The organism is Paenibacillus sp. LjRoot153 (assembly GCF_964253085.1).
Taxonomy (GTDB): Bacteria; Bacillota; Bacilli; order Paenibacillales; family NBRC-103111; genus Paenibacillus_E.
Genome location: NZ_CAXUQH020000001.1, coordinates 6767516 through 6791791 on the forward strand (window position 1 = coordinate 6767516; position 24276 = coordinate 6791791).

21 protein-coding genes and 1 pseudogene are annotated in these 24276 nt (G+C 46.0%); 5 read left to right on the plus strand and 17 right to left on the minus strand.

The window, feature by feature from the left end; translation table 11 throughout:
• Nucleotides 1-55 precede the first annotated feature (55 nt).
• Both ACSQ8P_RS29220 and ACSQ8P_RS29225 read right to left on the minus strand, forming a co-directional pair.
• The gene (locus ACSQ8P_RS29220) at nucleotides 56-697 is read right to left on the minus strand and encodes a YigZ family protein (protein WP_436238395.1); all 642 of its coding nucleotides are present in this window, start codon (nucleotides 695-697) and stop codon (nucleotides 56-58) included.
• Nucleotides 698-862: 165 nt separating this feature from the next.
• Nucleotides 863-2218 (minus strand): glucose-6-phosphate isomerase, encoded by a 1356-nt coding sequence (locus ACSQ8P_RS29225; RefSeq protein WP_436238396.1) that lies wholly within the window; start codon nucleotides 2216-2218, stop codon nucleotides 863-865.
• A gap of 124 nt (nucleotides 2219-2342) precedes the next feature.
• On the opposite strand from ACSQ8P_RS29225, the gene ACSQ8P_RS29230 reads away from it, so the two are divergent.
• Entirely contained in the window at nucleotides 2343-3626 is a 1284-nt protein-coding gene (locus ACSQ8P_RS29230) for an NAD(P)-binding domain-containing protein (protein ID WP_436238397.1), read from the plus strand.
• Between the two features lie 83 nt (nucleotides 3627-3709).
• Here ACSQ8P_RS29230 and ACSQ8P_RS29235 read toward each other — a convergent pair whose 3' ends face one another.
• The 10 genes and pseudogenes from ACSQ8P_RS29235 to ACSQ8P_RS29280 form a co-directional block, all read right to left on the minus strand.
• Entirely contained in the window at nucleotides 3710-5230 is a 1521-nt protein-coding gene (locus ACSQ8P_RS29235; protein ID WP_436238398.1) for an extracellular solute-binding protein, read from the minus strand.
• Nucleotides 5231-5298: 68 nt separating this feature from the next.
• Complete coding sequence (locus ACSQ8P_RS29240; RefSeq protein WP_436238399.1) at nucleotides 5299-6873, minus strand: glycoside hydrolase family 43 protein; 1575 nt, start codon at nucleotides 6871-6873, stop codon at nucleotides 5299-5301.
• A 58-nt stretch (nucleotides 6874-6931) separates the two neighbouring features.
• The gene (locus ACSQ8P_RS29245) at nucleotides 6932-7804 is read right to left on the minus strand and encodes a carbohydrate ABC transporter permease (RefSeq protein WP_436238400.1); all 873 of its coding nucleotides are present in this window, start codon (nucleotides 7802-7804) and stop codon (nucleotides 6932-6934) included.
• 30 nt (nucleotides 7805-7834) lie between these two features.
• On the minus strand, nucleotides 7835-8800 hold the full coding sequence (locus ACSQ8P_RS29250; RefSeq protein WP_436238401.1) for an ABC transporter permease: 966 nt from the start codon (nucleotides 8798-8800) through the stop codon (nucleotides 7835-7837).
• Between the two features lie 266 nt (nucleotides 8801-9066).
• The gene (locus ACSQ8P_RS29255; RefSeq protein WP_436238402.1) at nucleotides 9067-11385 is read right to left on the minus strand and encodes a helix-turn-helix domain-containing protein; all 2319 of its coding nucleotides are present in this window, start codon (nucleotides 11383-11385) and stop codon (nucleotides 9067-9069) included.
• A 70-nt stretch (nucleotides 11386-11455) separates the two neighbouring features.
• Nucleotides 11456-13012 (minus strand): glycoside hydrolase family 43 protein, encoded by a 1557-nt coding sequence (locus tag ACSQ8P_RS29260; protein ID WP_436239629.1) that lies wholly within the window; start codon nucleotides 13010-13012, stop codon nucleotides 11456-11458.
• A 129-nt stretch (nucleotides 13013-13141) separates the two neighbouring features.
• A pseudogene (locus ACSQ8P_RS29265) lies at nucleotides 13142-14401 on the minus strand (glycoside hydrolase family 28 protein); the annotation flags it as partial.
• A gap of 196 nt (nucleotides 14402-14597) precedes the next feature.
• Nucleotides 14598-14738 carry an N-acetylmuramoyl-L-alanine amidase gene (locus ACSQ8P_RS29270; RefSeq protein ID WP_436238403.1) on the minus strand — a complete coding sequence of 47 codons (141 nt, stop codon included), beginning with the start codon at nucleotides 14736-14738 and terminating at the stop codon, nucleotides 14598-14600.
• Nucleotides 14728-15126 (minus strand): phage holin family protein, encoded by a 399-nt coding sequence (locus ACSQ8P_RS29275; protein ID WP_436238404.1) that lies wholly within the window; start codon nucleotides 15124-15126, stop codon nucleotides 14728-14730. Before ACSQ8P_RS29275 ends, ACSQ8P_RS29270 begins: the two co-directional genes overlap by 11 nt.
• Nucleotides 15127-15330: 204 nt before the next feature.
• Complete coding sequence (locus tag ACSQ8P_RS29280; protein WP_436238405.1) at nucleotides 15331-15876, minus strand: ArpU family phage packaging/lysis transcriptional regulator; 546 nt, start codon at nucleotides 15874-15876, stop codon at nucleotides 15331-15333.
• Between the two features lie 36 nt (nucleotides 15877-15912).
• On the opposite strand from ACSQ8P_RS29280, the gene ACSQ8P_RS29285 reads away from it, so the two are divergent.
• The 3 genes from ACSQ8P_RS29285 to ACSQ8P_RS29295 are packed head-to-tail and all read left to right on the plus strand — an operon-like array spanning nucleotide 15913 to nucleotide 17401.
• Complete coding sequence (locus ACSQ8P_RS29285; RefSeq protein ID WP_436238406.1) at nucleotides 15913-16317, plus strand: helix-turn-helix domain-containing protein; 405 nt, start codon at nucleotides 15913-15915, stop codon at nucleotides 16315-16317.
• Nucleotides 16318-16344: 27 nt separating this feature from the next.
• The gene (locus ACSQ8P_RS29290; RefSeq protein ID WP_436238407.1) at nucleotides 16345-17052 is read left to right on the plus strand and encodes an ImmA/IrrE family metallo-endopeptidase; all 708 of its coding nucleotides are present in this window, start codon (nucleotides 16345-16347) and stop codon (nucleotides 17050-17052) included.
• 31 nt (nucleotides 17053-17083) lie between these two features.
• The gene (locus ACSQ8P_RS29295) at nucleotides 17084-17401 is read left to right on the plus strand and encodes a hypothetical protein (protein ID WP_436238408.1); all 318 of its coding nucleotides are present in this window, start codon (nucleotides 17084-17086) and stop codon (nucleotides 17399-17401) included.
• An 80-nt stretch (nucleotides 17402-17481) separates the two neighbouring features.
• On the opposite strand, the gene ACSQ8P_RS29300 is transcribed toward ACSQ8P_RS29295, so the two are convergent.
• The 4 genes from ACSQ8P_RS29300 to ACSQ8P_RS29315 all read right to left on the minus strand — a co-directional run bounded on the left by ACSQ8P_RS29300 (nucleotide 17482) and on the right by ACSQ8P_RS29315 (nucleotide 22150).
• Entirely contained in the window at nucleotides 17482-17799 is a 318-nt protein-coding gene (locus tag ACSQ8P_RS29300) for a pyrimidine/purine nucleoside phosphorylase (RefSeq protein WP_173113861.1), read from the minus strand.
• A 78-nt stretch (nucleotides 17800-17877) separates the two neighbouring features.
• The gene (tkt, locus tag ACSQ8P_RS29305; RefSeq protein ID WP_436238409.1) at nucleotides 17878-19899 is read right to left on the minus strand and encodes a transketolase; all 2022 of its coding nucleotides are present in this window, start codon (nucleotides 19897-19899) and stop codon (nucleotides 17878-17880) included.
• Nucleotides 19900-20087: 188 nt separating this feature from the next.
• Nucleotides 20088-20987: a formyltetrahydrofolate deformylase gene (purU, locus tag ACSQ8P_RS29310; protein ID WP_436238410.1), complete on the minus strand. Its 900-nt coding sequence runs from the start codon at nucleotides 20985-20987 to the stop codon at nucleotides 20088-20090.
• 35 nt (nucleotides 20988-21022) lie between these two features.
• On the minus strand, nucleotides 21023-22150 hold the full coding sequence (locus ACSQ8P_RS29315) for a deoxyribonuclease IV (RefSeq protein ID WP_436238411.1): 1128 nt from the start codon (nucleotides 22148-22150) through the stop codon (nucleotides 21023-21025).
• A gap of 124 nt (nucleotides 22151-22274) precedes the next feature.
• Here ACSQ8P_RS29315 and ACSQ8P_RS29320 point away from each other — a divergent pair, with 124 nt between their 5' ends.
• Nucleotides 22275-22703, plus strand: a complete 429-nt coding sequence (locus tag ACSQ8P_RS29320; RefSeq protein ID WP_436238412.1) for a DUF2621 family protein — start codon at nucleotides 22275-22277, stop codon at nucleotides 22701-22703.
• A gap of 129 nt (nucleotides 22704-22832) precedes the next feature.
• On the opposite strand, the gene ACSQ8P_RS29325 is transcribed toward ACSQ8P_RS29320, so the two are convergent.
• Nucleotides 22833-24242: a UDP-glucose dehydrogenase family protein gene (locus ACSQ8P_RS29325; protein ID WP_436238413.1), complete on the minus strand. Its 1410-nt coding sequence runs from the start codon at nucleotides 24240-24242 to the stop codon at nucleotides 22833-22835.
• Nucleotides 24243-24276: the final 34 nt, after the last annotated feature.

Consider the following 24276-nt stretch of genomic DNA (forward strand, 5'->3'; position numbering starts at 1 on the left):
TATCCCTCCGCATCCTCAGCTCATATGAAATTTGTTGGGTCTTCTGGGAGCCTGCCTATTCAGGCAAGCTCTCGTGAACGATGTATTCGTTCTCACCCGCGACGATCAAGCTTTGACCTTGTGTAACATCAGTTGCCCAATTCATGAATGCTTCCGCATCAGCTGCCAAAGGATAACAAGGAACGGTCACTTTGTCCGTAAACCCGATATCCCCTAGTAGCATCCCTTGATTTCTCAGTTCATTTTCCAGCTTGCCATACCATGTATAATCGACTTCAATCAGCACGAGCTGATGATTTACTTTATAAATCGGCTTTCCTGCTTCTATGCCTGCCACAGCCCCATCCGTATAAGCGCGAATAAGTCCGCCAGCACCTAACATGATGCCACCAAAATAACGAGTAACTACGACAACGGTATTCTTGAGCCCTTGATGCTTCATCACTTCCAGAATCGGCTTCCCTGCGGTACCGCTGGGTTCTCCATCATCGGATTGCTTCTGGATTTGATCCCGCTCACCAATGACATACGCACTGCAATTATGCGTCGCCGATCTGTGTTCTTTCTTGATCGCTTCAATAAACTGGATTGCTTCTTCTTCTGACTCTACGGGCTTAGCATGACCGATGAAACGTGACTTCTTGATGATAATCTCAGACGAACCATACGAATGGATTGTTTTATAATGTGCTAGCATAGCCAACCTTTCTCGGTAGAAGGAAACAACTGTTTCACTATATTCTACACACAACGTAGGACTTCGACAATATAGAAAGAAAATTTACCACATAAATAATGGGAAAAAAGGTGCAAAAAAACGACCTATCCGATAGGATTGATCGTTTTTATTGTGAGTTGCTAATTATTGCTGCAAACGAGCTTCAAGTTCCGCTTTTTCTTTCTCATAACCAGGCTTGCCTAATAGAGCAAACATGTTCTTTTTGTACGCTTCAACACCAGGTTGATCGAACGGATTCACACCCATCAAGTAACCGCTAATGCCGCAAGCTTTTTCAAAGAAGTAGACCATGTATCCAAAAGTGTAAGGCGTCATATCTGGTAACGTTACGATCAAGTTCGGTACTTGACCGTCTGTGTGAGCTAGCATCGTGCCTTCGAAAGCTTTCTTGTTCACGAAGTCCATCGTTTTGCCGCTAAGGAAATTCAGACCATCCAAATCATCTGCATCTGTACCGATCGTGATATGATCAGCCACTTGGTCAACTTGGATAACCGTTTCGAACAAAATGCGATTGCCGTCTTGAACGAACTGTCCCATGGAGTGAAGATCTGTTGAGAAGTCTACGGAAGCTGGATAAATCCCTTTGTAGTCCTTCCCTTCGCTCTCCCCGAACAATTGCTTCCACCACTCCGAAACGAAATGCAAGGAAGGCTCATAGTTCACGAGGATTTCGATCGTTTTCCCTTTACGATACAGGGAGTTACGCACTGCTGCATATTGGTAGGCTTGGTTTTCGCTGAGCTTCGGATTCGAGAACTCTTGCTGCGCGTCTGCCGCACCTTTCATAATCGCTTCAACATCAATGCCTGCTGTAGCAATTGGAAGCAAGCCCACTGCCGTCAGAACGGAGTAACGTCCACCAACATCATCCGGAATAACGAAAGTCTCGTAGCCTTCTGCTGTAGCTAGTGTTTTGAGTGCACCCTTCTCTTGATCCGTTGTTGCATAGATACGCTTGCGAGCCGCTTCCTTACCGTATTTCTTCTCCAATAGTTCGCGGAAAATACGGAAAGCAATCGCTGGCTCAGTTGTCGTACCGGATTTGGAAATCACATTCACGGAGAAATCTTTGCCTTCAAGCAATTGAAGCAAGTGTGTGACATATGTCGAAGAGATATTATTTCCTACGAAATAGATCTCAGGCGTTTTACGTTTATCTTTTGGCAAAATGTTATAAAAAGAATGAGACAACATTTCTAGTGCAGCACGTGCACCTAGATAGGAACCGCCAATACCGATCACGACAAGCGCGTCGGAATCCGATTGAATTTGCTTTGCGGATGCTTGAATGCGGGCAAACTCTTCACGATTGTAGTTCTCAGGAAGATCTACCCACCCTAAATAATCGGATCCTGCACCTGTTTTGTTATGAAGCTGGTCATGGGCTAGCTCCACTTGAGCCGACAAGTAATCGACCTCATGCTGGGATAAAAAGGATAATGCCTTGCTGTAATCAAATTGTAATTTTTTACTCAATAGGTTCGCCTCCATCTCTATTTTTTACCTTTTCCTAGCATACTTATTTGCTTGTCTAAAAGCAAGCGAGAAAGGAATTCACAGGTATTAATTCCCATGCTAAAATGAAGTCAGAGGTGAGGACATGAAACGTATCGGCTTTATTGGACTTGGCACAATGGGTAGGCCCATGGCTGCTAACCTTATTCAAAAAGGTTTTATGGTAACTGTGTATAATCGTACTGCTGGAAAAGCGGACGAGCTTGAGCAACTGGGGGCTGAGGTTGGCCTCACACCTGCGGAAGTCGCTCGCAGCTCAGATGTCCTATTTACAATGCTCAGCAATGATGCTGCGCTTCTCGAAACATTTTACAGTGAGCAAGGAATTCTGAGCGGTATCCACCCGGCACTCACTATTATTGACACCAGTACTGTATCTCCCCAAACAAGTCAAAAGCTCGCGGAAGAGCTCGCAGCGCATTTCGTCGACTTCCTCGACGCGCCTGTTACAGGTACGAAGCCCGCTGCTGAAGCAGGTACGCTTACGTTCATGGTTGGCGGCAGCCGAGAAGTATTCGAGGAGCAGCAAGAATTGTTCCACGTACTTGGCAGCAAAGCTCTTTACCTAGGGCCGAGCGGTTCTGGTTCCTATGCAAAGCTCGCTCACAATACAATGGTCGGCATTAACCTTGCAGGACTTGCCGAAGGCTTGTCCATTGCAACGAAAGCTGGCATTCATCCTAGCCAATTCTTAGAAATCGTCCGCTCTGGCGGAGCCAATAGCAAGCAAGTCGAGCTCAAAGGCGAGAAAATTCTCGATCGCGATTTCAGCAATCAATTCTCCTTGAAACTGATGCTGAAAGATTTGTTGCTTGCCCAAGAGATTACAGGGAAGTTTCAATTACCAACGCCAATGCTGCAATCCGCTACCAATCTGTTCCAAATCGGCTTAAGCAAAGGCTTAGGTGAAGAAGATCTTAGCGCTGTCATTAAGTGCTACGAGGAATGGATGGGGCAAGAGGTTGTTAAGCCTAGCGAGCCTGTTGTGGAAGTACCTAGACCGGCTTCGCCTCTATCTGGTCGCGAACGTCGCAAGAATACACGGGTTCAGCTGGATATTAACTTGAAGCTGTCCATTTATCAGTGGGAGCAAGAAGGTTCTTTTTCCGGTCAAAATATTGACGGCACCCTCTTCGATTTATCGGAAAGCGGGCTTCAGATCACAACGAATGTGCTGCTTGCTCCGGATATGTTCGTCGTTATCCACTTCCCTAAGGAAGCTGGATTACCTCCGATTACGGGTCGCGTCATTCGCATCGTGACTGAAGGACGCAGCTTCCGCTATGGTTGTATGCTGTCAGGCTTGCCGCCGTATGTGCGGATCAAGTTGGAGCAGTATATTGAAGATCATATTGCGAGTACGGTATAAAACATTCAAACATTTTGCACTTTGCTAAATAGCGCTATCATGAAAAGAGCTGCCCTAGGGGACAGCTCTTTTTTTTGCAATCGTTATTTCTTTTTCGCTTTCGCATAAGACTCTTTGAATTCTTGAATCACTTTGTCTCCGCCAGCTGTTCTCCACTTCTGAATCTCAGCCTTCCAGCCTGCTTCGTCAATTTTACCCATGATGAATTTCGTTTCAGCATCTGTAATCATCTGATCAAGCTCTTTACCTTTCTCTGAGATCGTAGCCGAATCTAGTGTAAGCGCCGGGTTTACCACGATATACTTCTCGTTTTCTAAGCCAATCTTTTTGTTCTTATTGAATAGATCTGGCTGTTTCATAGGCTTCGCTATATTGTATGCCTCACTACGTTGAGGCAAATTATCACGGTAAGGCTTCACTTCCTTGGCATCCGCATCGCGATCAAGCGGCTCGGTAAACTCGCCTTTATCCGCCCAATGCTTTCCTTCAATCCCTTTTACCAATAGCATTGCCATCGTCGGATCCATGAGCTTATCAATAAAGGTTAATACCTTCTTCATCTCAGATTCGGTCTTAACGGATGACTTCGGAATCGCCAAGAAACCATTGTTCCCACTCTCACTCGGCAATTTAATGCCGTTCGGGCCCTCTAGAGGTCCTGCATCAATAACCGCTGTCGGCACAACCTTAATGAGTTTATCATACCAAGACTGCGCATTGCCTCCGCTAATCGTGATGCCTCCGCGTCCTGATTGATATTGTTTATCAACTTCCGTCACGTCGACTACTGCAAAGTCCTGGTTAATCAACTTTTCTTCGTACAGTCGCTTAAACAACTTCATAGTTTCGAAGAATGGCTCCGTTACGAATTCTGGTGTAAAGCTGCCGTCCACGACTTGCCATTTGTTCGGCCCGCCTTGGGAAACGGTAATTCGAGTTAACAGGGAATCCGCGTCTTGATTATATCTTTTGGATAAAATGAGTCCGTACGTATCGTTCTTGCCATTTTTATCCGGGTCACCCGTGGTCATCCCTTTGGCAACGTTATACCAGTCATCTAACGTTTTCGGTGCTTTAAGACCTAGCGCATCCATCCAATCCTTGCGGAAATGAACAACAGACCGTCCTAAATCACGGAACAACGGAACACCATACACCTTGCCGTTCACCGCAATATTGTCATAGAACTGCTGATTCTGCGCAGACAGGTTTTTGTAATCTTTGAGATAGGGCCCGATTTCCCAGAACAAATCCGATTTGACGGAGCTAATGATACTCGGATTGTTGTAGTTTAGTTTAATCAACTTGGGCAGCTCATTAGAGGCAATCATGACATTTACTTTTTCATCATAGGCAGCCTGAGGTATCCATTGAATTTGCAATTCTGTTTTCGTATAGGCTCTAATCGCTTTCTCCATTTCACTGTCTTTCGAAGGGACTTCTCCTACTTGATTCACCACAAGGGAGAGTGGAAATGGCGTATTGTCCGGCTCCTTCGTCGTGCTCGCTGCACCTTTATCTCCGGTACTCGAACAAGCTGTTAAGACGGTCGCTGTCATCAGGGCTGTACCCACAAGCATCGCAATTTGTTTTCTTCTGTTCATTCTTTTTACCCCTCCAATGAATGATTATACGCTAAATGAAGCTTGAGCCGTTACTGGTTGGCTGAAGATCAATTCGTATCGAGTTCAACGTACTCAAAATAATCAAAATCCGCATGGTTATTGCTCTGCTCGCCATTACTCTCCGCAAACAGGCCGATGTAAGCACCGACAAATCCACCTGCTTTATCCGCACTCAAGATGGTAGCGTCGACATGATCGCATAACAACGCCCAGTCTTCTGCTATTTCAGCGTAGTCAAAGCGCAAGCTTTGTTCGAGCGCCTCCACCTTCAGATAGACGCGATCGGCATGGAGATTACAGGTAGCCAGTACGGCCTCGATGCCATTCTCCCTTCGCACGAGCCGCAGGATCGCTTGCCCAATTTCATTCATGGTGATCTCCAGCCTGAATTGGAAGTCATTATTCTGCAGCAGCACCAATCCTGCAGCTTCATGAGGGCTTCCCGGAGTGAACGCCACCGAAGTTCGCACGGCAAATGAGAAGTGCTGCTGGCGTCGCCCAACGAAGCTTGGATTCTCATACTTCGTGATGGAATCCGGCTTCAGCCTCAGCCTGAGATGACCTGGTCGCTCCCTGAGGCTCCAGAAATCACCTCTCGGTGTTCGCAGGAAGCTCCACCGCTGATCCAGCTCAGGTGCGTCGAAATGATCACACGCTGGCTTCGAGGACCAACGATGCTGCGGTAAATCTGGCCGACGCAGCTCCAACTCAACAATGCCTTTGCCTGGATTGACAACCGGCCAACCTTCTTCCCATATAAACGGAACTAGGAACGTTTCACGCCCCATGTTCCTGTAGTGCCCACCATACGGTCGGGAGGCTAGACAAACCATCCACCACTCCCCGTTTTGCGTCTCTACAATATCCGCATGCCCAACATTTACGATGCCGTAGGCTTGCCCTAAATGGCGATGCGTCAGAATCGGATTTGTCTTACCAACTTCATAGGGTCCCGTCAGTGTCTCCGAGCGAGCAATCGTTACGGAATGCGTATGGCCGGTTCCCCCCTCTGCAATAATCAAGTAATAATAACCGTTGATGCGGTACAAATGGGGCCCTTCCTGCGCATGAATGCCTTTCAATGCACCATCCCATAAGCTGAAGGTTGGACCGATGAGTTGTTTCGTCTCCAGATCAAGCTCCTGCAGCCATATTTCCATGTGCTTCTGGTACTGCTGCCCGGCTGGCGGCATACGGTTACCAGTGTAATACGCTTTGCCATCCTCATGGAAAAACAAGGATGGATCGATCCCCGGCGCACCCTGAAGCCAGAATGGATCTGACCAAGGGCCAGCCGGATTCTCGGCCGTAACGAAGAAATTCCTGCGCTCACCTGTCGCGCTCACAACGAATGTTGTGATCATATAGAAGACACCATTCGCATAGCGAATCGTTGGTGCGTAAATCCCCTTGGAGCAAGGCGTCCCGTCTAAGTTCAACTGGGAGGGACGATCCAGCACATGCCCCAACTGCTGCCAGTGGACAAGGTCCTTACTATGAAATATAGGAACCCCTGGATAATACTCAAACGTGGATGTCACCATGTAATAATCTTCCCCGACCCTGCAGATCGAAGGATCAGGATAAAATCCAGGTAATATCGGATTACGAAATGTTGACATGTGTACTCTCCTTCTCTTCATGAAAGGGCTAATTGTCGTTTATTTGCACACCACACTTCTATCCTTTGACGGAACCTAGCATGACGCCTTTTGTGAAATGCTTTTGTAAGAACGGATATACAATCAAGATCGGTAAAGTCGCAAACACAATGACCGCCATGCGGATCGTCAACGGTTGAATTTCCGCCTCATCGAATCCTGTGTCGCCAATACGGCTTTGAGCCAACATAACAATCTCCCGTAGAAGCACTTGAATTGGCCACTTCGCATTATCATTGATGTAAATAATCGCGTTGAAAAATTGATTCCAGTGCGCCACTGCATAAAATAATCCGAAGGTGGCCATCGCAGGCATGGAGAGCGGCAGCACGATTCTGAACAAGACACCGAGGTCCGTACAGCCATCAATTTTGGCCGAATCTTCTAATCCGTCCGGAATCTCCTGGAAGAAATTTTTCAAAACGATAAGATTAAAGGCACTAATGGCACTTGGAATCATCAGCGACCATAACGTGTTCGTCAGGTGCAAGTCCTTGACTACAAAATACGTTGGAATCATACCGCCACTGAACAACATGGTAATCAGAACGCCAAGTAAAATCGTCTGACGTCCTCTTAGTTTCTTTTTCGCTAACGGATAGGCCATGAGGGCAGTAAATAATAAGTTGATCAACGTTCCGACGACTGTAATATAAATGGATACCAGCATGCTGCGAATCAGGGTATTCGTTGAAAAAATATATTGGTAGGCGGAAAGCGACCATTCCTTGGGAAATAAGATGATGCCGCCCTTAGCCACCTCGGATGGACTTGTAAATGAAAGGGCGAGAACATACACAAAGGGCAGAACACAGACGAGTGCGACAATGAGCAGTACCGTATAGTTAATCGCGTCAAAGATGCGGTTTCCGAGCGTTTTATCATAAGACATTGCAGTCATTCCTCCATTTATGAGCCATTATCAGTAAACGCCCTCTTGACCGAATCGTTTGGCGAGCCAATTAGAGCCTAGTACAAGAATTAAACCAACTGTCGATTTGAAAAGGCCTACAGCTGCACTGTATCCGAACTGCCCTTGCTCCAAGCCTTTCATATACACGTACGTATCAAATACTTCGCCAACCTCGCGGTTTGTCGGTGAAAGCATCAAGAAGATATGCTCGAAACCTGCATCAAGAAAGTTGCCCAGACGAAGGATGAAGAGAATGACAATCGTAGAGCTGATCGCAGGCAGCGTAATGTGCCACACCTGGCGCCAACGGGAAGCTCCATCCATTCTCGCCGCTTCATATAACTGCATATCAACACCGGCAAGCGCTGCCAAGAAAATGATTGTCCCCCATCCAACTTCCTTCCAAATCGATTGCGAAACGATCATCGTTCGGAACCATTCCGGCTCCATGAGAAAGGCGATCTTCTCACCCGTCAACTTAAACAATAATTCGTTGAGTATGCCGTTCTCTGTCGTCAACAAAATGTAAAATATACCAACGACCACGACCCATGAAACAAAATGGGGGATATAGACCAACGTTTGCACGAACCGTTTGAACTTCTCCCTGCGTACCTCATTCATCATCAAGGAGAGGACGATGGGTAAGGGAAAAAAGAAAGCAATATTGTATAAGGCGAGTAATACGGTATTTCGGAATAATCCCCAAAACTGCGGTTCATTAAAGAAACGCTGAAAATGCTTTAAGCCTACCCACGGGCTCCCCATATATCCCAAATGAGGCTTGTAATCCTGAAAAGCCATTAGGATGCCATACATCGGAATGTATTTGAAAATAATGAAATACGCGACTCCAGGCAACAACATATAGTAAAGCCATTTGTCCCGAATTAGATCTTGCAACCAAACATGCTTGCGCTGTTTGATTTTCACCTTTTTGAGTGGAGCCGCTTTCAATCCTGTATCTAGCTTCATGTCCATTCTCTCCTTCTGCCATCCATCCGATATGGGATATGACTCGAGTATGTGTGATCCCCCTATGTAAAGAAATACCTTACAGATAACTTGATTGGAAAATAGGAAAAGAAGCAGTGATCAATGGTCAAATACGGTCTGGCATAGCTTTCACACAACTTGGCGTGTGCCGAAAGAAACTTGCTTGTAACACGGGTGAAAAGGAAAAAGACTACCTCATGAACCGGTATCTAACCGATAAGAGATAGTCTTTATGATCTTGATATCTATTTCGGATCCAGCAGCTCCCTATAGCTACCTGGTGTCATACCGAAGGTTTTGCGGAAGGTTCGGATGAATGCACTAATATTTTTATACTGCAATTTCTCCCCTATTTCTGAAATCTTCAGGTTCGTCGTCTCCAGCATCACTTTCGCCATGTTCATGCGGTACTCCGACAAATAATCGCTGAACGACACGCCTATTTCTTTTTTGAATACGCGGCTTAAATAGACGGGATGGAAATTCAGGGCAGATGCACATGATTCCAACGTCATTTCTTGATCATACTGTTCATGAATCATACGCACCAACCGATCAGCAATATTCAGAAACTGTGTATCCGCCTTTTCGGTGAGAATGCGAACGATAGGCGCGAATAACCGTGATTGAAACCATAAGGAGATCTCCTCGCGCGTCTGCAGCTTGAAGAAACGCTCAATATCTCCCTCTCCGTCTAACACCTTTTTCACAGATACGCCTCGGTCTTGCACAATTAATAAGATACGAGCCATGACCTGCATTAATAAAATGTGATGCTCATGTAGAAACCCATCCTTATGCAGAATCGAAGATAAGTATTGATTGAAGATATCCACGGCTTTGTTTAACTGAACATCCTTCAGCGCTTGAATTAATTGATCTTCAACTACCTTCAGATGGGCATATACGGCGGTTTCCGTATTCCCATTCTGCTCCATGTCCTCATAGTGAACAATGATATCTGGCCCCAGACTAATCCGAGACTTCAACGCCGTTAGACTTTCGCCATAGGCTTTAACCGTATAGGAAAGCTTATCGAACGAAGCGCTAATGCCGATGCTCACTTGAAGTTGAAGGTACTGTTCTACCGTCGATTTAATCAGCTCGGCTGTTTGGTAGAAATATGTTTTCAGATCTTGGGCTTGATCCGCAGACACCGCAAGCAACGTAACTTGGGATTCATTCAATAGGATGGGGCTAAACCTAGCTTGCTGCGGAAGAAGCTCCCCAACAATGTTATTAATAGCGAAAAGCAGCAGCTCTCGATCCTGCTCCTGATAGCGTGTGTCCTGAAGGTTATCGATTTGTATCGTAAGAACACCCAGATGATCCCACTCTGTCGGAAAACCATACATTCTGGAACGGTACATGAAATCACTATCGGAGATTTGGCCCGTAAACAGTTTCAGCACAAAAAATTCCTTCAAATGAGCCGATTGCCCCTGCATTTGCTTCTCCAGACGCCCTCTTGATACGAATAAAGATTGCAAACTTTCTTTAATATAACTCCATTCATCTGTACCTAAACGTTCTGGATTAGCATCCGTTTCCATCTTTTTCATGAATTCAAGCAAGCTGCGGATCGGCGAGTACATGCGGCGGCTTCCATAGAAAGCAAAGATGAGCACAAGCAGTAAGATAAGCCCACACACACCGGCAGTGAACAAGGCAATTTTCTTGCTTCCCTTCGTAATTTCCTCGATCGAAACGACATTAACAAAGGTCCAGCTATTGTTCCCAGAGGAAAGAAACGACACTCCCATGTTCTTATCACCGATTTTCGCTTTGAAAAAACCTTGCTTTTGCAGCTGATTGCTCACGCGATCCTGAATGATACGATTGATTTCACTGTTTGCTTCTTTGTCGCTAGCTGTTGACAGGAAGGCCATTCCCGTTTTATCCAGCACATAATTGTTGCCTAGTGTATTTTTCGCCGTCAACCCGCCATGGATTTCAGAGGTTGATATCTGAACGACAAGAAGTCCCTTAGGTGTATTCGTCTTCGGAGTAAGCGGGATCTTATACACGAGACTGATCGTTTCACTAGGGGCAGAAGTAAGCTCCGATGTCGTATCATCCTCAAGTACCGTATTTACACTCCCTATATCCCTTGTATTCCAAAAAATACTTTCTGGCTGCTTCGTATAGGCTAGAAATTCCTTCTTGTTGTCCATATTGTCTGCTAGCTTCAGTCCATTCAAGGAAACCGCCCAATCTTTCTCAATATTCATGAGATAGGCTTGCTTTACGACGGCTTTGGACTGCATATTGTATAATCCCGTCATGAGCTCTCGAACTTGTATGAAGTCTTCCCCCGTCAATGCTTCATTCATGCTTCCCTTCACGAGTGAGGAGTTGACGAACTGAAGGGCTGACAATTCCATTGATCTTAAGGTTTGTTCTACACGCATTTGCGTTTGCTGCAATAGCTGCAGGTTACCCTCATTGACTTTTTCTTCGATATCTTGTGTTGCAATATAGTAGGAGGCAATACCAATAATGACCGTTGGAAGCGCACCGAGGATAAGCGTGAAACCGAGTAATCGAAGTAAGTATTTTTGCATGCCAGCACGATTCCCTTCCTATGTATTGAAGACCGGCATGCGGAATCCTCGACGCCTCCACCAGTCTTAGTTACTCCACATGAAACCAGTCGATATCCACATACCCTTGGCTTGCGGTTTCACCTTTGGTAAGACAAAATAATCCAAGTTTGGCACCTACCCAGCCGCCAGGTACAGCTTCGAAGACCCCGCCAATTGGCGAGTAATTCGACCCATCCCAACTATAGCTAAACGTACAGGATGCCTCTAATTCTACGTCCACACGCAAATAAATCTCGTGAACATCATACGGTACAGCTACACTTTCTGTCATCTCTTCACTTGAGGATTCTTTATTTCCGCTACCTTCAACAAAAACTAGCTTAAACCCTAGATCTGTTTTTTGCAACGCTGTGTATCGGTATGAATGCCCAAAAACCGTCAATCCCGCCAGCTCCTTTTCAGCCATATGCTGGAAGGAAACTTTGGCTATCGCTGTAAATACTGGCGCAGGCAACTTCTGACAGAGCACATTCGGAACCTCGTATAACGTAGTTGCGTGCTCAGGGAGCTGTTGGGCGTAGAGGCGCAGACTGCCTGGATTCGCTGTGAGGGAATACCATTCCGTTCGATAGTTCGCTTGCCACTGCCATTGCAGCCCCAAGGATGGAGCATCGAACTCGTCGCTGGTTTCCGGCACCGCAAATGGATATTCTCTGCCTACGTTAGGCTTCGTGTGAATAAGAACAGGCTCGCCGATGCCATCGCCGTTCGTATCGATACCCATGACTGGCCAGTCATTCTCCCAGCTCATTGGCTGCAGATGCACGATTCTTCCATATGCTTCGCGATCTTGAAAATGAAGAAACCAAGCCTCACCTGAATCCAGTTCAACATAACCGCCTTGATGTGGACCGTTAGTCGTAGAATCCCCTTGATGCAGAACAATCTTATCCTCATAAGGGCCCATAATCTGTTTGGAGCGCAGAATCGTCTGCCAACCAATCGGCACGCCACCTGCAGGGGCAAAGATATAGTAATAGCCATTTCGCTTATATAACTTAGGGCCTTCAATCGTTGGGTGATGCTCCGTACCGTCAAATATCATCTCACCATCGCCCAGAAGTGCAGTTCCATCAGGACGCATTGGGCACATTTTCAGCATACTCTTAATGCCCGTACGACTCTTAGCAAAAGCATGAACCAAGTAGGCCTTGCCATCTTCATCCCATAATGGACATGGATCTATCCAGCCTTTCACCTCTTTGACCATGTGCAAAGGCGACCAAGGACCCGCCGCATTCTCGGCGGTTGTCATATAAATCCCCTCATCCGGTGCGCTGAAAAATATCCAAAACTTGCCGTCGTGATACCGAATGCTCGGAGCCCACACACCTTCCCCATGGCGCACCGCATTATAACTATCGGGAAGACGCTCAATTGCATAGGCGATTACGGTCCAGTTCACCAAATCCTTCGAATGCAGAATGGGTAAGCCAGGGGAGCTGTTAAAGCTTGAAGCCGTCATATAGAAATCTTCCCCGACACGCACGACATCAGGATCCGAGTAATCTGCGTAAAGGATGGGGTTGCGGAATTGACCGTTCCCTAAATCAGCAAACCAAGCTGGTTTCAGTTTGTGATCGATGACACGGATGTTCCGACTATTCCTTTGCGTAAACACGGCACCTGATTTAGGTGTAATACTTACATCCTGAAACAGGATATCTTGAGCATCGATACAAACGATACCTGTATTTGCGGCAACGGTTACTCGTTCAAAATGCAGATCGTGAATCGGCATTTCAGGCAGTCCGCGGATGAAGATCGCCTTGGACGAGCCCTCACTAACCGTATCTTTAATCGAGATATGACGGAAGCAAGGCGTTTCTTCTGTAACCTCGACCCTGTCCACCTCATCCTGCTTGATTTCATAATACATATCAAAAACAATCGCACTGTGGATGATATCCTTCATTTGAATATTCGCAATCTGAATATGTTCGACGATGCCGCCGCGACCTCTTGTGCTCTTGAAGCGAAGTCCGTTGTCTGTGCCTATGAACGTACAATCTGAGACATTAACATGACGGATGTCGCCTGACATTTCACTCCCCAGGGTAAATCCACCATGACCGTGGTACACGGTACAATTGCGGATGGAGATATACTCCGTAGGCGCGGCAGTCTCGCGTCCTTGTTGATTTTTCCCGGATTTCAGGCAGATCGCATCATCCCCTACATCAAACATACAATCATGAATGTTCGCGAATCGGCATGATTCTAAATCCAGCCCGTCTCCATTGACGGAATACCATGGATTACGCACCTTGACGTTGCGAATCGTCACATGTTCGCACAGACGTGGGTGCAGACACCAACTGCCTGAATTTTGAAAGGTAGGTCCATCCAATAGAATCTCTGTGCAGGCCGTTAACCCTAGCAGGACAGGACGCAAGTAAACCTTATAGGGCTCATACTGATCAATTACGTAATTCCCTTCAGCTTGAAGCGCTTCCGTGTGCCTTCTCCCGATCATCGCTTCTTCGGTTGGCCACCACATGTCATTGTCATCGACTACGCCGCCCGTTTGCACGATATCGTTCCATCGCTGCTCGGTCATTTCATGTTTCCTAACTGGACGCCACGCATCCCCTGAACCGTCGAAAATGCCTGTCCCTGTGATCGCCACTTGCTCCAGCTGCTCCCCATACAGGGCTGGCATGGCTCGCACCGCTTTCAAGCCCTCGTAGTTACTCAGGATGAGGGGATACTCCTCCCATTTAGGGATGAACGTAACTAGCGCCCCTTCATCCGTATGCAGCCGAACTCGGCTTTGTAGTTGAATGGGACCTGTTAACCAAATCCCGCGCGGGATGACAACGGTTCCTCCTCCCGATGCTGCACAAGTCCCAATCGCCTTATTGATCGCTTCTGTGTTGGAGTGGAGTCCATCCCCCACGGCTCCAAACTCAGTAATCACATAGTGTCTATTCGCAAAATCAGGTACTTTCACGGATTGGACTTTCTCTGTCATGATGTACGCTCTCCTTACTTAATATTGTTAATCCTATTATTAAGGAAAAGTGTCTGATCAGCTATGCACTCCAGACAACCAATTTGCCAAATGAACCCTGATAGCTTGCTGTATAAGGGATCTCGGGTTTCATGTGCAGCTCAGATGAGGAAAGAAGTTGTCTCCTGCACATTGGTTATATGCTGCATATGGCGGTTCACATCTGCCCTGATACTTTACGGAGCTCATTCGATAGGCGGTGGAATTCTTCCCTAGCTTCGAGGTCCTCCGTGCTTGTCCAAGCAGCAGATAAAAAGTTAATAATTTTATTGGCATCATCCGGGCTCTCATAGCCCATCCCCCTTACTTCGCAAAATTTGAATCAATTGCTTTACAATGAGCGGAAGTGGCAGACCCAAACGTCTGTAATTTTCAGTGATAGATATCAACTCATTCGCTAAGTAAAAATAAATCGTCCCTGTCATCATCAGGTCAATGTCCATGAGGATATCCATCCGATGCGCTAGCATAATGACAAGCAGCATCAGCCCTTTGCGCGCAAGTTTCCAAAAGCCAACTTGACTGATAAGCCCCTTTTGTTCTTTTATTGAGACAGCAATACCTGTGACGTAATCAACGAGTATTACCATTATGAAGAGGCCTATAAGTTCGCACCACCCGCCGAAAGTATACCTCGCAATGGCACCGAGCGTGTCTGAAATCAGGTTAAATCCGATTTGGTTCATATGTTGCTCCTTCCTTCTCAGTGTTTTGAAATTCAAAACATTTTTTTCTTTTCAAAACATATCTTCACTCCTTACACCTCTGCCGCAACGGTTTCTTGTGCATCTGCTCTGCAACATCACCTCCCTTGCTTGGCTACACAACGATCTTACCATGTCCTATTTGAAGCGAACTGCCAACAAGCGGCCAACTTTCGGTCAGCTTTCCTATATCTTCACTTCCAGCCGCAGCATGTAGGCAAGCTTTTCAATCGCTCGCGCTTTCATCCGACGATAGGTACGCTCACTCAAATTAAGCTCATGAAACAGCAAGAAATCGAATGTCTTGTCCCTTTTTAAATAACGTTCCCGGATAATTCCCTGCTCTTGCTCATCAAGCCGAGATATGGCCTGCTCCACTTCATCACATATATCTCGCATGTGTTCATCTGATCCCGTCTGGTAAGCAGCTGTGCGCTCCGCCACTTTGAACCATTCATTCCTAGCCGAAATAGCTTCATTTTCTTTTCTTAAATCCCCCATCGCTCGATACATGCGCACGGCTTCAAGCACACTTTCCACCCTTTTTCTTGTTGCTCGGCGATCAATCTCTGCTTGCTCTATATTAAAAATATCAACTGTCATCTCTCCATCATCTCCTAAAATTTGTCGTTTTGAAATTCTAAACAAATCATACGTTGTCTTGTTTAAAATTTCAACACAAAAAGTTTTGAAATTCAAAACTTTTTGGTGATCCCCCCTTGTATTTTCCACCTCTCCGCATTTACAATAGAAACAGGTGATCAAACGATGAAAGATATGGTGCAATTCGGCATCCGAATCCGGGATCTGCGAAAGATGAACAATTATTCCCTCAGAGAGCTTGGCGAACGGTCCGGTGTTAGTTATTCATTTATTAACTCCATAGAAAATAACCGCTTCAATCCCTCACGGGAAACGGTTATCGCCTTAGCTGATGCGCTTCGCATAGCTGAGAAGGACGAGCTTCTGCTGCTTGCTGGATTCGCTCCGACGGAAGAAGAGTCACTAGATGGTCTACCAGGGACTAGTCTGGATGAAGTAGATGACCCTGAGGTCAGCCTATTTTTTAAAGACTTCAAAAACGCCCCTAAAGAGCGCCGCGAAGAGATGCTCCGTTTCTGGAACTTCATTAAAGAGCAGCAGCAATCCCGAACACCTGACAGCCAGCAGTAGCTAAGGGTTCTTTTACCTACAATATTCATGAAGCCAAGCCCTTATGGGCTTTTCTTTCTCACAAATAACCGAACATACATTCCTGAAATGAGGTGTGTCAACCTGTTCACTCATTACCAACCGACCTCTCTTGAGCAATGGGTAGAGGCTTTATATAGTCAACTTGGCATCACATCACCAGCTCAGCTCAACATGACAAACCTAGCTGCTAAACTCCACATTTGGATTTATAGTATGGATATGAACAGTATGGCCATCGAAAAAGATGGACTATTCAGCATCAATGTTGACCGCCGCTTATCCGTCAAAGAACAGTGGGAAGACTTCCTGCATGAGCTTTGTCATGTGCTTCGTCATTCCGGCAACCAGATGGTGATGCCTGATCGCTATGTCGATTGGCAAGAGCAGGATGCATCTGCGTTTCAGCTCTATGCGGCTATTCCTATGTCCATGCTGAAGAAACTGTCGCTGCCTGAACACAAGAATGAAATAGTTGCTTTTCTTTCTGAAGAATTTCAGGTTACCTACCGGCTTGCCAATGAACGGATCGAACAAATCCAGCGGCGCGTCCTGCAAGGGATACTAGATCATGAATACCAACAATTTTCACAGGGTCAAGTGAGGACGTACGATTCAGCCAACTGGTCTGATGCAACCCGCGCCATCATGAACAAACTAGAGCATTTAAAACGAAAAGGGGGAATGGCAGATCGTCAAGCTAGCCGTCTTTTATGACTTTCATGAAGAACGCATACAGCCATTCCTTATGGCTTTGCATTTTCGTCCTAACGAACTTGATTTTAGTAAGTCCACCCTTTACATTCCGATAAGTGCTCCTTTTCAGCAACTTCATATCGAAGAAATCCCCGAGCTAGAAGCCGGAATAACCGTGCTGCTTGAGGACCTTATCGTCAATCCAGCACGTCCTGCTTCTATTGGCATCAGCCTCTCTAGAATCAAGCAACGACACCACCTTCTACTCCAAAGCCCTGCTACGATCCAGCAATTATGGATTCGCATGACCGACATCGAAGAAGTACTGCAGATGGAAATCAGATCCCTATATAGCTGGTCATCTAAATGAGAAAAACCATACATCCATTGAACATAATGTCCAAATAGATGTATGGTTTCTTCGTGTAAGCTTTAAGACTCGCCGCGTGATTACTCAGCAATATACGAACAAATGTAGTCGCTCACTGTTTTCACTTCGAGCTTGAATTTCGCGTTAGCTGGCACGGTGAACTCACCTTGACCGCTAATTGTGATCCATTCGCTGCTGCCTGGAAGCAAAACGTTCAGCTCACCAGCTTGGATTTCCATGATTTCTTTCACATCTGTTCCGAATTCATATTCACCTGGAAGCAGGATGCCGAGTGTTTTCTTCGTGCCGTCTGCGAATTGCACAGTGCGGCTTGTTACTTTGCCATCGAAATAAACATTGGCTTTCGTAAGTACGGTAACATTTTCAAAGCTGGACATGATGAATAGTTCCCCCTCTTAAATGGCTATGAATAAGTACAAGCCGAGGCTCAGACGAGCTGAGCCCCTGCCATTATATTAACCTAACAAAGCTTTCACGCGTGCTGCAACGTTCTCTGGTGAGAAGCCGTATTCTCTAAGAACAGTATCCCCTGGCGCGGATGCTCCGAAAGTGGAGATGCCAAGGATTGAACCCTCGTCGCCTGTATAACGCTCCCAGCCAAGTGGGTACGCCATCTCAACAGCAAGACGCTTCTTCACGCCTGGTAAGATAACGGAATCTTTGTATTCTTTGGATTGCTTCTCGAATAGTTCCAAGCTCGGTAAGCTGACAACGCGAACGTTGATGCCTTCGGCTTGCAGCAATTTTTGAGCCGCGACTGCCAGTTGTACTTCGGAACCTGTTGCTAGGATTTGTGCATCTGGTTGACCATTTGCAGCATCGGATACCACGTATCCGCCTTTGCTTAGGTTCGCTTTTGCTCCCTCAACCGTACCTTCCAAGATCGGCAAGTTTTGACGAGTCAAGACAAGCGCAACTGGACCTTTCGCTTCTGCAATCGCATAACGCCAAGCTTCGGACGTTTCGTTACCATCAGCAGGACGGATTACTGTGATGCCTGGAATAACACGAAGTGCCGGAAGTTGTTCGATCGGCTCATGCGTCGGTCCATCTTCACCAACAGCGATACTATCATGTGTTAGAACGTAAATAACAGGAAGCTGCATAAGTGCTGCAAGACGGATGGAAGCACGCAGGTAGTCGGAGAATACGAAGAATGTTGCTCCGTATACTTTAACACCACCATGAAGAGCCATACCGTTCATTGCTGTACCCATACCGAACTCACGAACACCGAACCATACGTTGCGTCCAGCATAGTTGCTAGCGCTGTAGTTGGATTCGCCTTTGATCATCGTGTTGTTCGAGCTCGCTAGATCCGCGGAACCCCCGATTAATTGCGGCAATTTGCCTGCAACGGCATTGATCGCATTACCAGAAGCAACACGTGTAGCCATAGGCTTGTCTTCTGTCGTGTATTTAGGAAGATCAGCATCCCAACCAGCTGGAAGCTCACCATTCACAGCAGCGCTGAATTGGTTGCCAAGCTCTGGGTAAGCTTTGATGTAATCATTCAACAGGTTGCTCCAAGCTTCTTCAGCCGCAGAACCTTCTTTTTGAATCTCAGCATAGTGAGCACGAACTTCGTCCGGAACGTAGAAATCCGGTTCTTCCGGCCAGCCGTAAGCTTGCTTCGTCAATTTCACTTCGTCGCCGCCAAGTGGTGAACCGTGAGGTCCAACGTGACCGCCTTTACCGCCTTTGTTCGGGGAACCGAAGCCGATTGTTGTTTTCACTTCAATCAATGTAGGACGTGTAGTATCAGCTTTCGCTTCAGCAATCGCTTTGGAGATCGCAGCAAGATCATTCTGCTCTTCAACGCGAATAACTTGCCAGCCGTATGCTTCGAAACGTGCTTGCACGTTTTCAGAGAACGCCATATTCAATTCGCCATCAAGCGAGATATCGTTGGAATCGTACATCATGATCAATTTGCCCAATTTCAAATGAGCTGCAAGGGAAACAGCCTCAGAGGAAACGCCCTCCATCATATCGCCATCGCCGCAAATTGCGTACGTGTAGTGGTCGATAACCGGGAAGTTTTCTTTGTTGTAAGTCTCTCTCAAGTGAGCTTCAGCCATCGCCATACCTACTGCCATACCAATGCCTTGTCCAAGTGGACCTGTCGTTGCATCAACACCAGCTGTGTGACCGTACTCTGGGTGACCGGGGGTTTTGCTTCCCCATTGGCGGAAGTTCTTGATCTCTTCCATTGGCAGATCATAGCCACATAGGTGAAGCAAGCTGTATAGAAGCATGGATCCGTGTCCTGCAGAAAGAACGAAACGGTCACGGTTTACCCATTTAGGATTTGAAGGATTGTGTTTCATATGCTGCTTCCACAGCACGTAAGCCATTGGTGCAGCTCCCATTACCATACCTGGGTGGCCTGATTTCGCTTTCTCAACCGCGTCGATACCGAGTGTACGGATCGTGTCGACGGCTAATTGTTCAATTGTTTTGTTTGATGCAGTCATTCGAAATTTCCCTCCATGATTTCTGTATTTTCATCAGTCTTTTAACTTGTACATACAAGTGACTTTACTCGCTTGCATTATTGTACCATTTGCTTTAAGGCTTTGCCACAATAACCCGTTAAAACGTTATACTTCTCTCCTATATGTAAATAGGCTGTACCCATAATCGGATACAACCTGTTTCACTCCTAGTTAAAAACAACGGTTTTATTATTGTGGACGATAATTCGATCCTCAACATGCCAAGCTACTGCACGTGCAAGAACGATTCGTTCGATGTGACGACCAATTCTTTTCAAATCCTCAACGTTATCCCGGTGACTTACACGCTGAACGTCCTGCTCAATAATCGGTCCGGCGTCTAGCTCGTCCGTCACATAATGCGCTGTCGCACCAATAATCTTGACTCCGCGGTTATGCGCTTGCGCATAAGGCTTACCGCCTACAAAAGCAGGTAAGAAGGAGTGGTGAATATTGATGATGCGATTTGCGTAATTTTGGATAAATGAAGGTGAAACAATCTGCATGTAGCGAGCAAGAACGATCGCATCTACGCGATCGCCAATAACCTCAAGCTGGCGTTGTTCCGCCTCTGCTTTGGTTGCCGCGGTAACCGGAATGTGATGAAATGGAATCCCGAAGGGCTCTACCAGGGAACGCATATCATTATGGTTAGAGATCACCATCGCAATATCCGCGTTGAGATCCCCTGCGCGCCAATGCCATAACAGTTCGAGCAAGGCATGGTCTTCCTTCGAAACGAAGATCGCAATCCGTTTCTTCTGACTTGCCAGGGAAAGGCTCCAATCCATCGAGAACTTCTCAGCAACGGTGGAGAAATCCGCTCTTAATGTCTCTACGCGACTCGCCAATTCCGTTAAATCGAATTCAATTCGGATGAAAAACATGCCGCCCTCTGGATCCATCGTGTACTGATCCGATTGCACAATATTTGCACCATATTCAAATAGAAATTGTGATACGGCTGCTACAATACCCGGCTGATCCGGGCAAGAAATTAGCATTCTTGCTCTATTCATCAATTCGCTCTCCCGACGAATTGAGCTGTTCGTGGTTCCCGCTTCCATCTTTATCCCCCTAGTGATTTCTGTCTCTGTGAAGTTTAAGCTTTCTTCAAGATGTCATTTCCAGCAAGCCAGACAATCAATCTTTGATTAATTTGTTCTTCGCTAAGATCAGCGAAAAGTTGTTCCTCGTGAAGAATATCATACAAACGTTCCAGCGGCTCGCGTCCATCGGCTTTCTTCGCTTTTGCATCATTTTTGAGCAGTTCCCACGTTTTAACAACGAAATCACGGTAGTGAATATCTTTTTTGTTCATCAAAAAGTCAATTCGCTCCACTTGATCCAGGAACTCGCCGCCAAAACGACCACTTAAGTTGCCGGATAGCAACGCAATTTCCGCTTCATACATCGGACGTTGTGTTTTGTCTTCTTTTCCAATCCAAGGCGTCTCTAGTATCATCGGCAAATGCTGCAACTTCTCATGATTAGCAATATTATTCATCGCTTCGAAGCCAATCCAACCTGAACCTAGTGGTGCGTGGCGATCCTTGCTCGCTCCGCGCGGATTCTTACTGTCATTCAAATGAATGACACCCAGCTTCTCAAGACCGATCGTACGATCAAAATGGTGCAACACGCCGTCCAAATCATTCACGATATCATACCCCGCATCGTGAATATGGCAAGTATCCATACATACAGTCAACTTATTGTTGAACTCCACGCGCTCCATGATTTCCGCGATTTCTTCAAAGCTGCGGCCGATTTCTGTCCCTTTACCTGCCATGGTTTCCAAGGCGATATTAACGTTCGTATCTTTAACCCCAGCAAGCACTTCATTCAAGCCATCAGCAATTCTGGCAATCCCATAGTCTGCATCCTTGTCCGTGTAAGCTCCTGGATGAAGGACGATATTGCGAACACCGATGTAATCCGTCCGACGAATTTCTTCTTGAAGAAAACGTACCGCGAGTTCAAAGGTATCATCTTTATAGGAACCTAAGTTGATAATGTATGGCGCATGAACAACGATTTCATTCATCGCATGCTTGTCCATCAAAGCCTTGCCTTCTTCAATATATTGCTCTTCAATCGGTTTACGGCGCGTATTTTGCGGTGCGCCCGTGTATATCATAAACGTGGATGATCCGTAGGAAACGGCTTCTTCTGCTGCATTTAGTAAGCCTTTATCTGAGAACGAAACGTGTGATCCAATTTTCGGCATAGTCCATAACTCCTTTATTAGTAGCTGCTACCCTCCTATTTTACTCGTATTGTCGCAAGAAATCTAGAAATAAGGTATAATTCTTACTATCTTTGTTGAAGACAATTAGTGAGGTGACAAATAAATGGCGAATGATTTTTTCATGTGGTTTATCATTTTCTGGGTATGTGTGTTGCTTTTATTCATGTCCATAGGCGGGTACTTCATGTTCCGCAAGTTTATTAAGGTGCTTCCCAAAGAGGACGGCAAGTCCAAACTCGATTGGCAAAATCATTACGTGGACACGTCTCGACATCTCTGGACAGCAGATTCCAAAGCTTTTCTCGACCAATTAGTTTCTCCTGTACCGACAGCGTTCCGTGATATTGCCAAGCATTCCATCGCCGCGCGCATCGGACAAGTAGCCTTAGAGGCCCATGCAAATGAAGTCACAAGAGAACACTGTATCGAAGGTTACATACTTGCAACGCCTAAGCGAGATTATCGGAGCTTGACGAGCTTTCTGGAAAAACAAAAGATTGATTACAGCGCGTTCAAGCATTTATTAAACTAACATGGCCTAGCCCCCTTCTACGAGGGGGCTATTCATCAATGTTCGTAACCGTTTACATTTATCTCGTTTTAAATAATGACTTCCCCTATCTACCAAGTAGAAAGGGGAAGTCATTGATTGTAAAGCGAATCAAGCACCCTTCACTTCAAATTCAATTTTGTTTTTCGATGAATTAATTCCCAGACCCTCATAGTCAAAGCCTAATTTTTGCAAGTGACTTTGCTTTAATACATTACGAGTATCCAGCAAGTAAGGGCTCCGCATGTTAGGTAGGACTTGTGACCAATCAATAAGCAAATATTCATCCCAATGTGTTAATAAAACAACCGCATCAACGTTATTCGTAACTTCAATTGCGCTAGTTACGTACTGCACGTCTAAGGCCGCATTCAATTGTTGGAACATTTCCATCCCATGTGGGTCATGTGCCTTAATTCTAGCGCCGGCATCAATTAGCTCTTTAATTATGACAGAAGCCTGAGTTTTACGCGCATCATCGGTATTTGGCTTAAAGGTCAGACCGAGGATGCCAATATTTTTCCCAGTCAACGTCTTTAATTTCCGCTTAATCTTGTCAACCACATAGTCATGCATCTGTTGATTGGAATCTACAGCAGCCTGGACAACGGTTAGCTCACAACTATACTTTTGACTTGTCGCTAATAATTCAGCCGTATCCTTAGGAAAGCAGCTACCGCTCCAGCCGCTAGATACTTGAAGAAACTTCGATCCAATTCTGGAATCCATCCCCATGCCATTAGCAACTTCGGTAATATTCGCTCCTAACGTTTCGCAAAGCCTTGCCATTTCATTAATATAACTGACCTTCACAGCCAAAAAAGCGTTAGATGCATACTTAATCATCTCAGCGCTTTTGATGTCTGTCTCGTAGTAGGTTGGCAGCGCAGCATGCGAATTATAGGCAAATTTAAAATCCGACGATTTTTCATCATAGTTTACCCTATTTAACAAATTAAAATACAAGGCTTGCATCACCTTCTTGGATCTTTCATGCTCTGTTCCTATCACAATCCGATCTGGGAAAAACACATCCTCTAACGCATATCCCTCTCGCAGAAACTCTGGATTGCTAGCCATGGCAAAATGCTTATTCACTTGTAAGCCCGATGCTTCCTCAATAATCGAAGCCACCAAATCAGCGGTTCCTACTGGTACCGTAGATTTATTAATAATTACCGTGAATTTATTCGGATTGAGATGCTTTCCAATACTTTCAGCTGCCAGTCTAATGAATTTCAGATCAGCTGTTCCATCGGCTTTGGAAGGCGTACCTACCCCGATAAATACAACTTCCGCTTGATAGATGACCTGATAATCCGTGGTTGCAAACAGGGTTCTGCCCATATACTTCGCAATGAGATGATCCAGGCCAGGTTCATAAATGGGACTCTTCCCCGCGTTCATGAGATCTATTTTGTTGTGGTCGATATCCAGCACCGTTGTGTGGTGCCCAAGAACGGCAAAGGCTGCTCCTGTCACACTCCCTACGTACCCTGATCCAATACACACGATATTCATGCAGGTTCCCTCCTAGTATCTCTCATTTATCTCA

Excerpts from the sequence above, each read along its gene's own strand:
- purU (WP_436238410.1), bottom strand. The coding sequence starts at position 20,987 with ATGGAAGCGGGAACCACGAACAGCTCAATTCGTCGGGAGAGCGAATTG.
- ACSQ8P_RS29290 (WP_436238407.1), top strand. The coding sequence starts at position 16,345 with ATGAAGCCAAGCCCTTATGGGCTTTTCTTTCTCACAAATAACCGAACA.
- ACSQ8P_RS29325 (WP_436238413.1), bottom strand. The coding sequence starts at position 24,242 with ATGAATATCGTGTGTATTGGATCAGGGTACGTAGGGAGTGTGACAGGA.
- ACSQ8P_RS29300 (WP_173113861.1), bottom strand. The coding sequence starts at position 17,799 with ATGTCCAGCTTTGAAAATGTTACCGTACTTACGAAAGCCAATGTTTAT.
- ACSQ8P_RS29245 (WP_436238400.1), bottom strand. The coding sequence starts at position 7,804 with ATGTCTTATGATAAAACGCTCGGAAACCGCATCTTTGACGCGATTAAC.
- ACSQ8P_RS29295 (WP_436238408.1), top strand. The coding sequence starts at position 17,084 with ATGGCTTTGCATTTTCGTCCTAACGAACTTGATTTTAGTAAGTCCACC.
- ACSQ8P_RS29315 (WP_436238411.1), bottom strand. The coding sequence starts at position 22,150 with ATGCCGAAAATTGGATCACACGTTTCGTTCTCAGATAAAGGCTTACTA.
- ACSQ8P_RS29230 (WP_436238397.1), top strand. The coding sequence starts at position 2,343 with ATGAAACGTATCGGCTTTATTGGACTTGGCACAATGGGTAGGCCCATG.
- ACSQ8P_RS29250 (WP_436238401.1), bottom strand. The coding sequence starts at position 8,800 with ATGAAGCTAGATACAGGATTGAAAGCGGCTCCACTCAAAAAGGTGAAA.
- ACSQ8P_RS29275 (WP_436238404.1), bottom strand. The coding sequence starts at position 15,126 with ATGAACCAAATCGGATTTAACCTGATTTCAGACACGCTCGGTGCCATT.
- ACSQ8P_RS29255 (WP_436238402.1), bottom strand. The coding sequence starts at position 11,385 with ATGCAAAAATACTTACTTCGATTACTCGGTTTCACGCTTATCCTCGGT.
- ACSQ8P_RS29270 (WP_436238403.1), bottom strand. The coding sequence starts at position 14,738 with ATGGGCTATGAGAGCCCGGATGATGCCAATAAAATTATTAACTTTTTA.
- ACSQ8P_RS29220 (WP_436238395.1), bottom strand. The coding sequence starts at position 697 with ATGCTAGCACATTATAAAACAATCCATTCGTATGGTTCGTCTGAGATT.
- tkt (WP_436238409.1), bottom strand. The coding sequence starts at position 19,899 with ATGACTGCATCAAACAAAACAATTGAACAATTAGCCGTCGACACGATC.
- ACSQ8P_RS29240 (WP_436238399.1), bottom strand. The coding sequence starts at position 6,873 with ATGTCAACATTTCGTAATCCGATATTACCTGGATTTTATCCTGATCCT.
- ACSQ8P_RS29320 (WP_436238412.1), top strand. The coding sequence starts at position 22,275 with ATGGCGAATGATTTTTTCATGTGGTTTATCATTTTCTGGGTATGTGTG.
- ACSQ8P_RS29235 (WP_436238398.1), bottom strand. The coding sequence starts at position 5,230 with ATGAACAGAAGAAAACAAATTGCGATGCTTGTGGGTACAGCCCTGATG.
- ACSQ8P_RS29285 (WP_436238406.1), top strand. The coding sequence starts at position 15,913 with ATGAAAGATATGGTGCAATTCGGCATCCGAATCCGGGATCTGCGAAAG.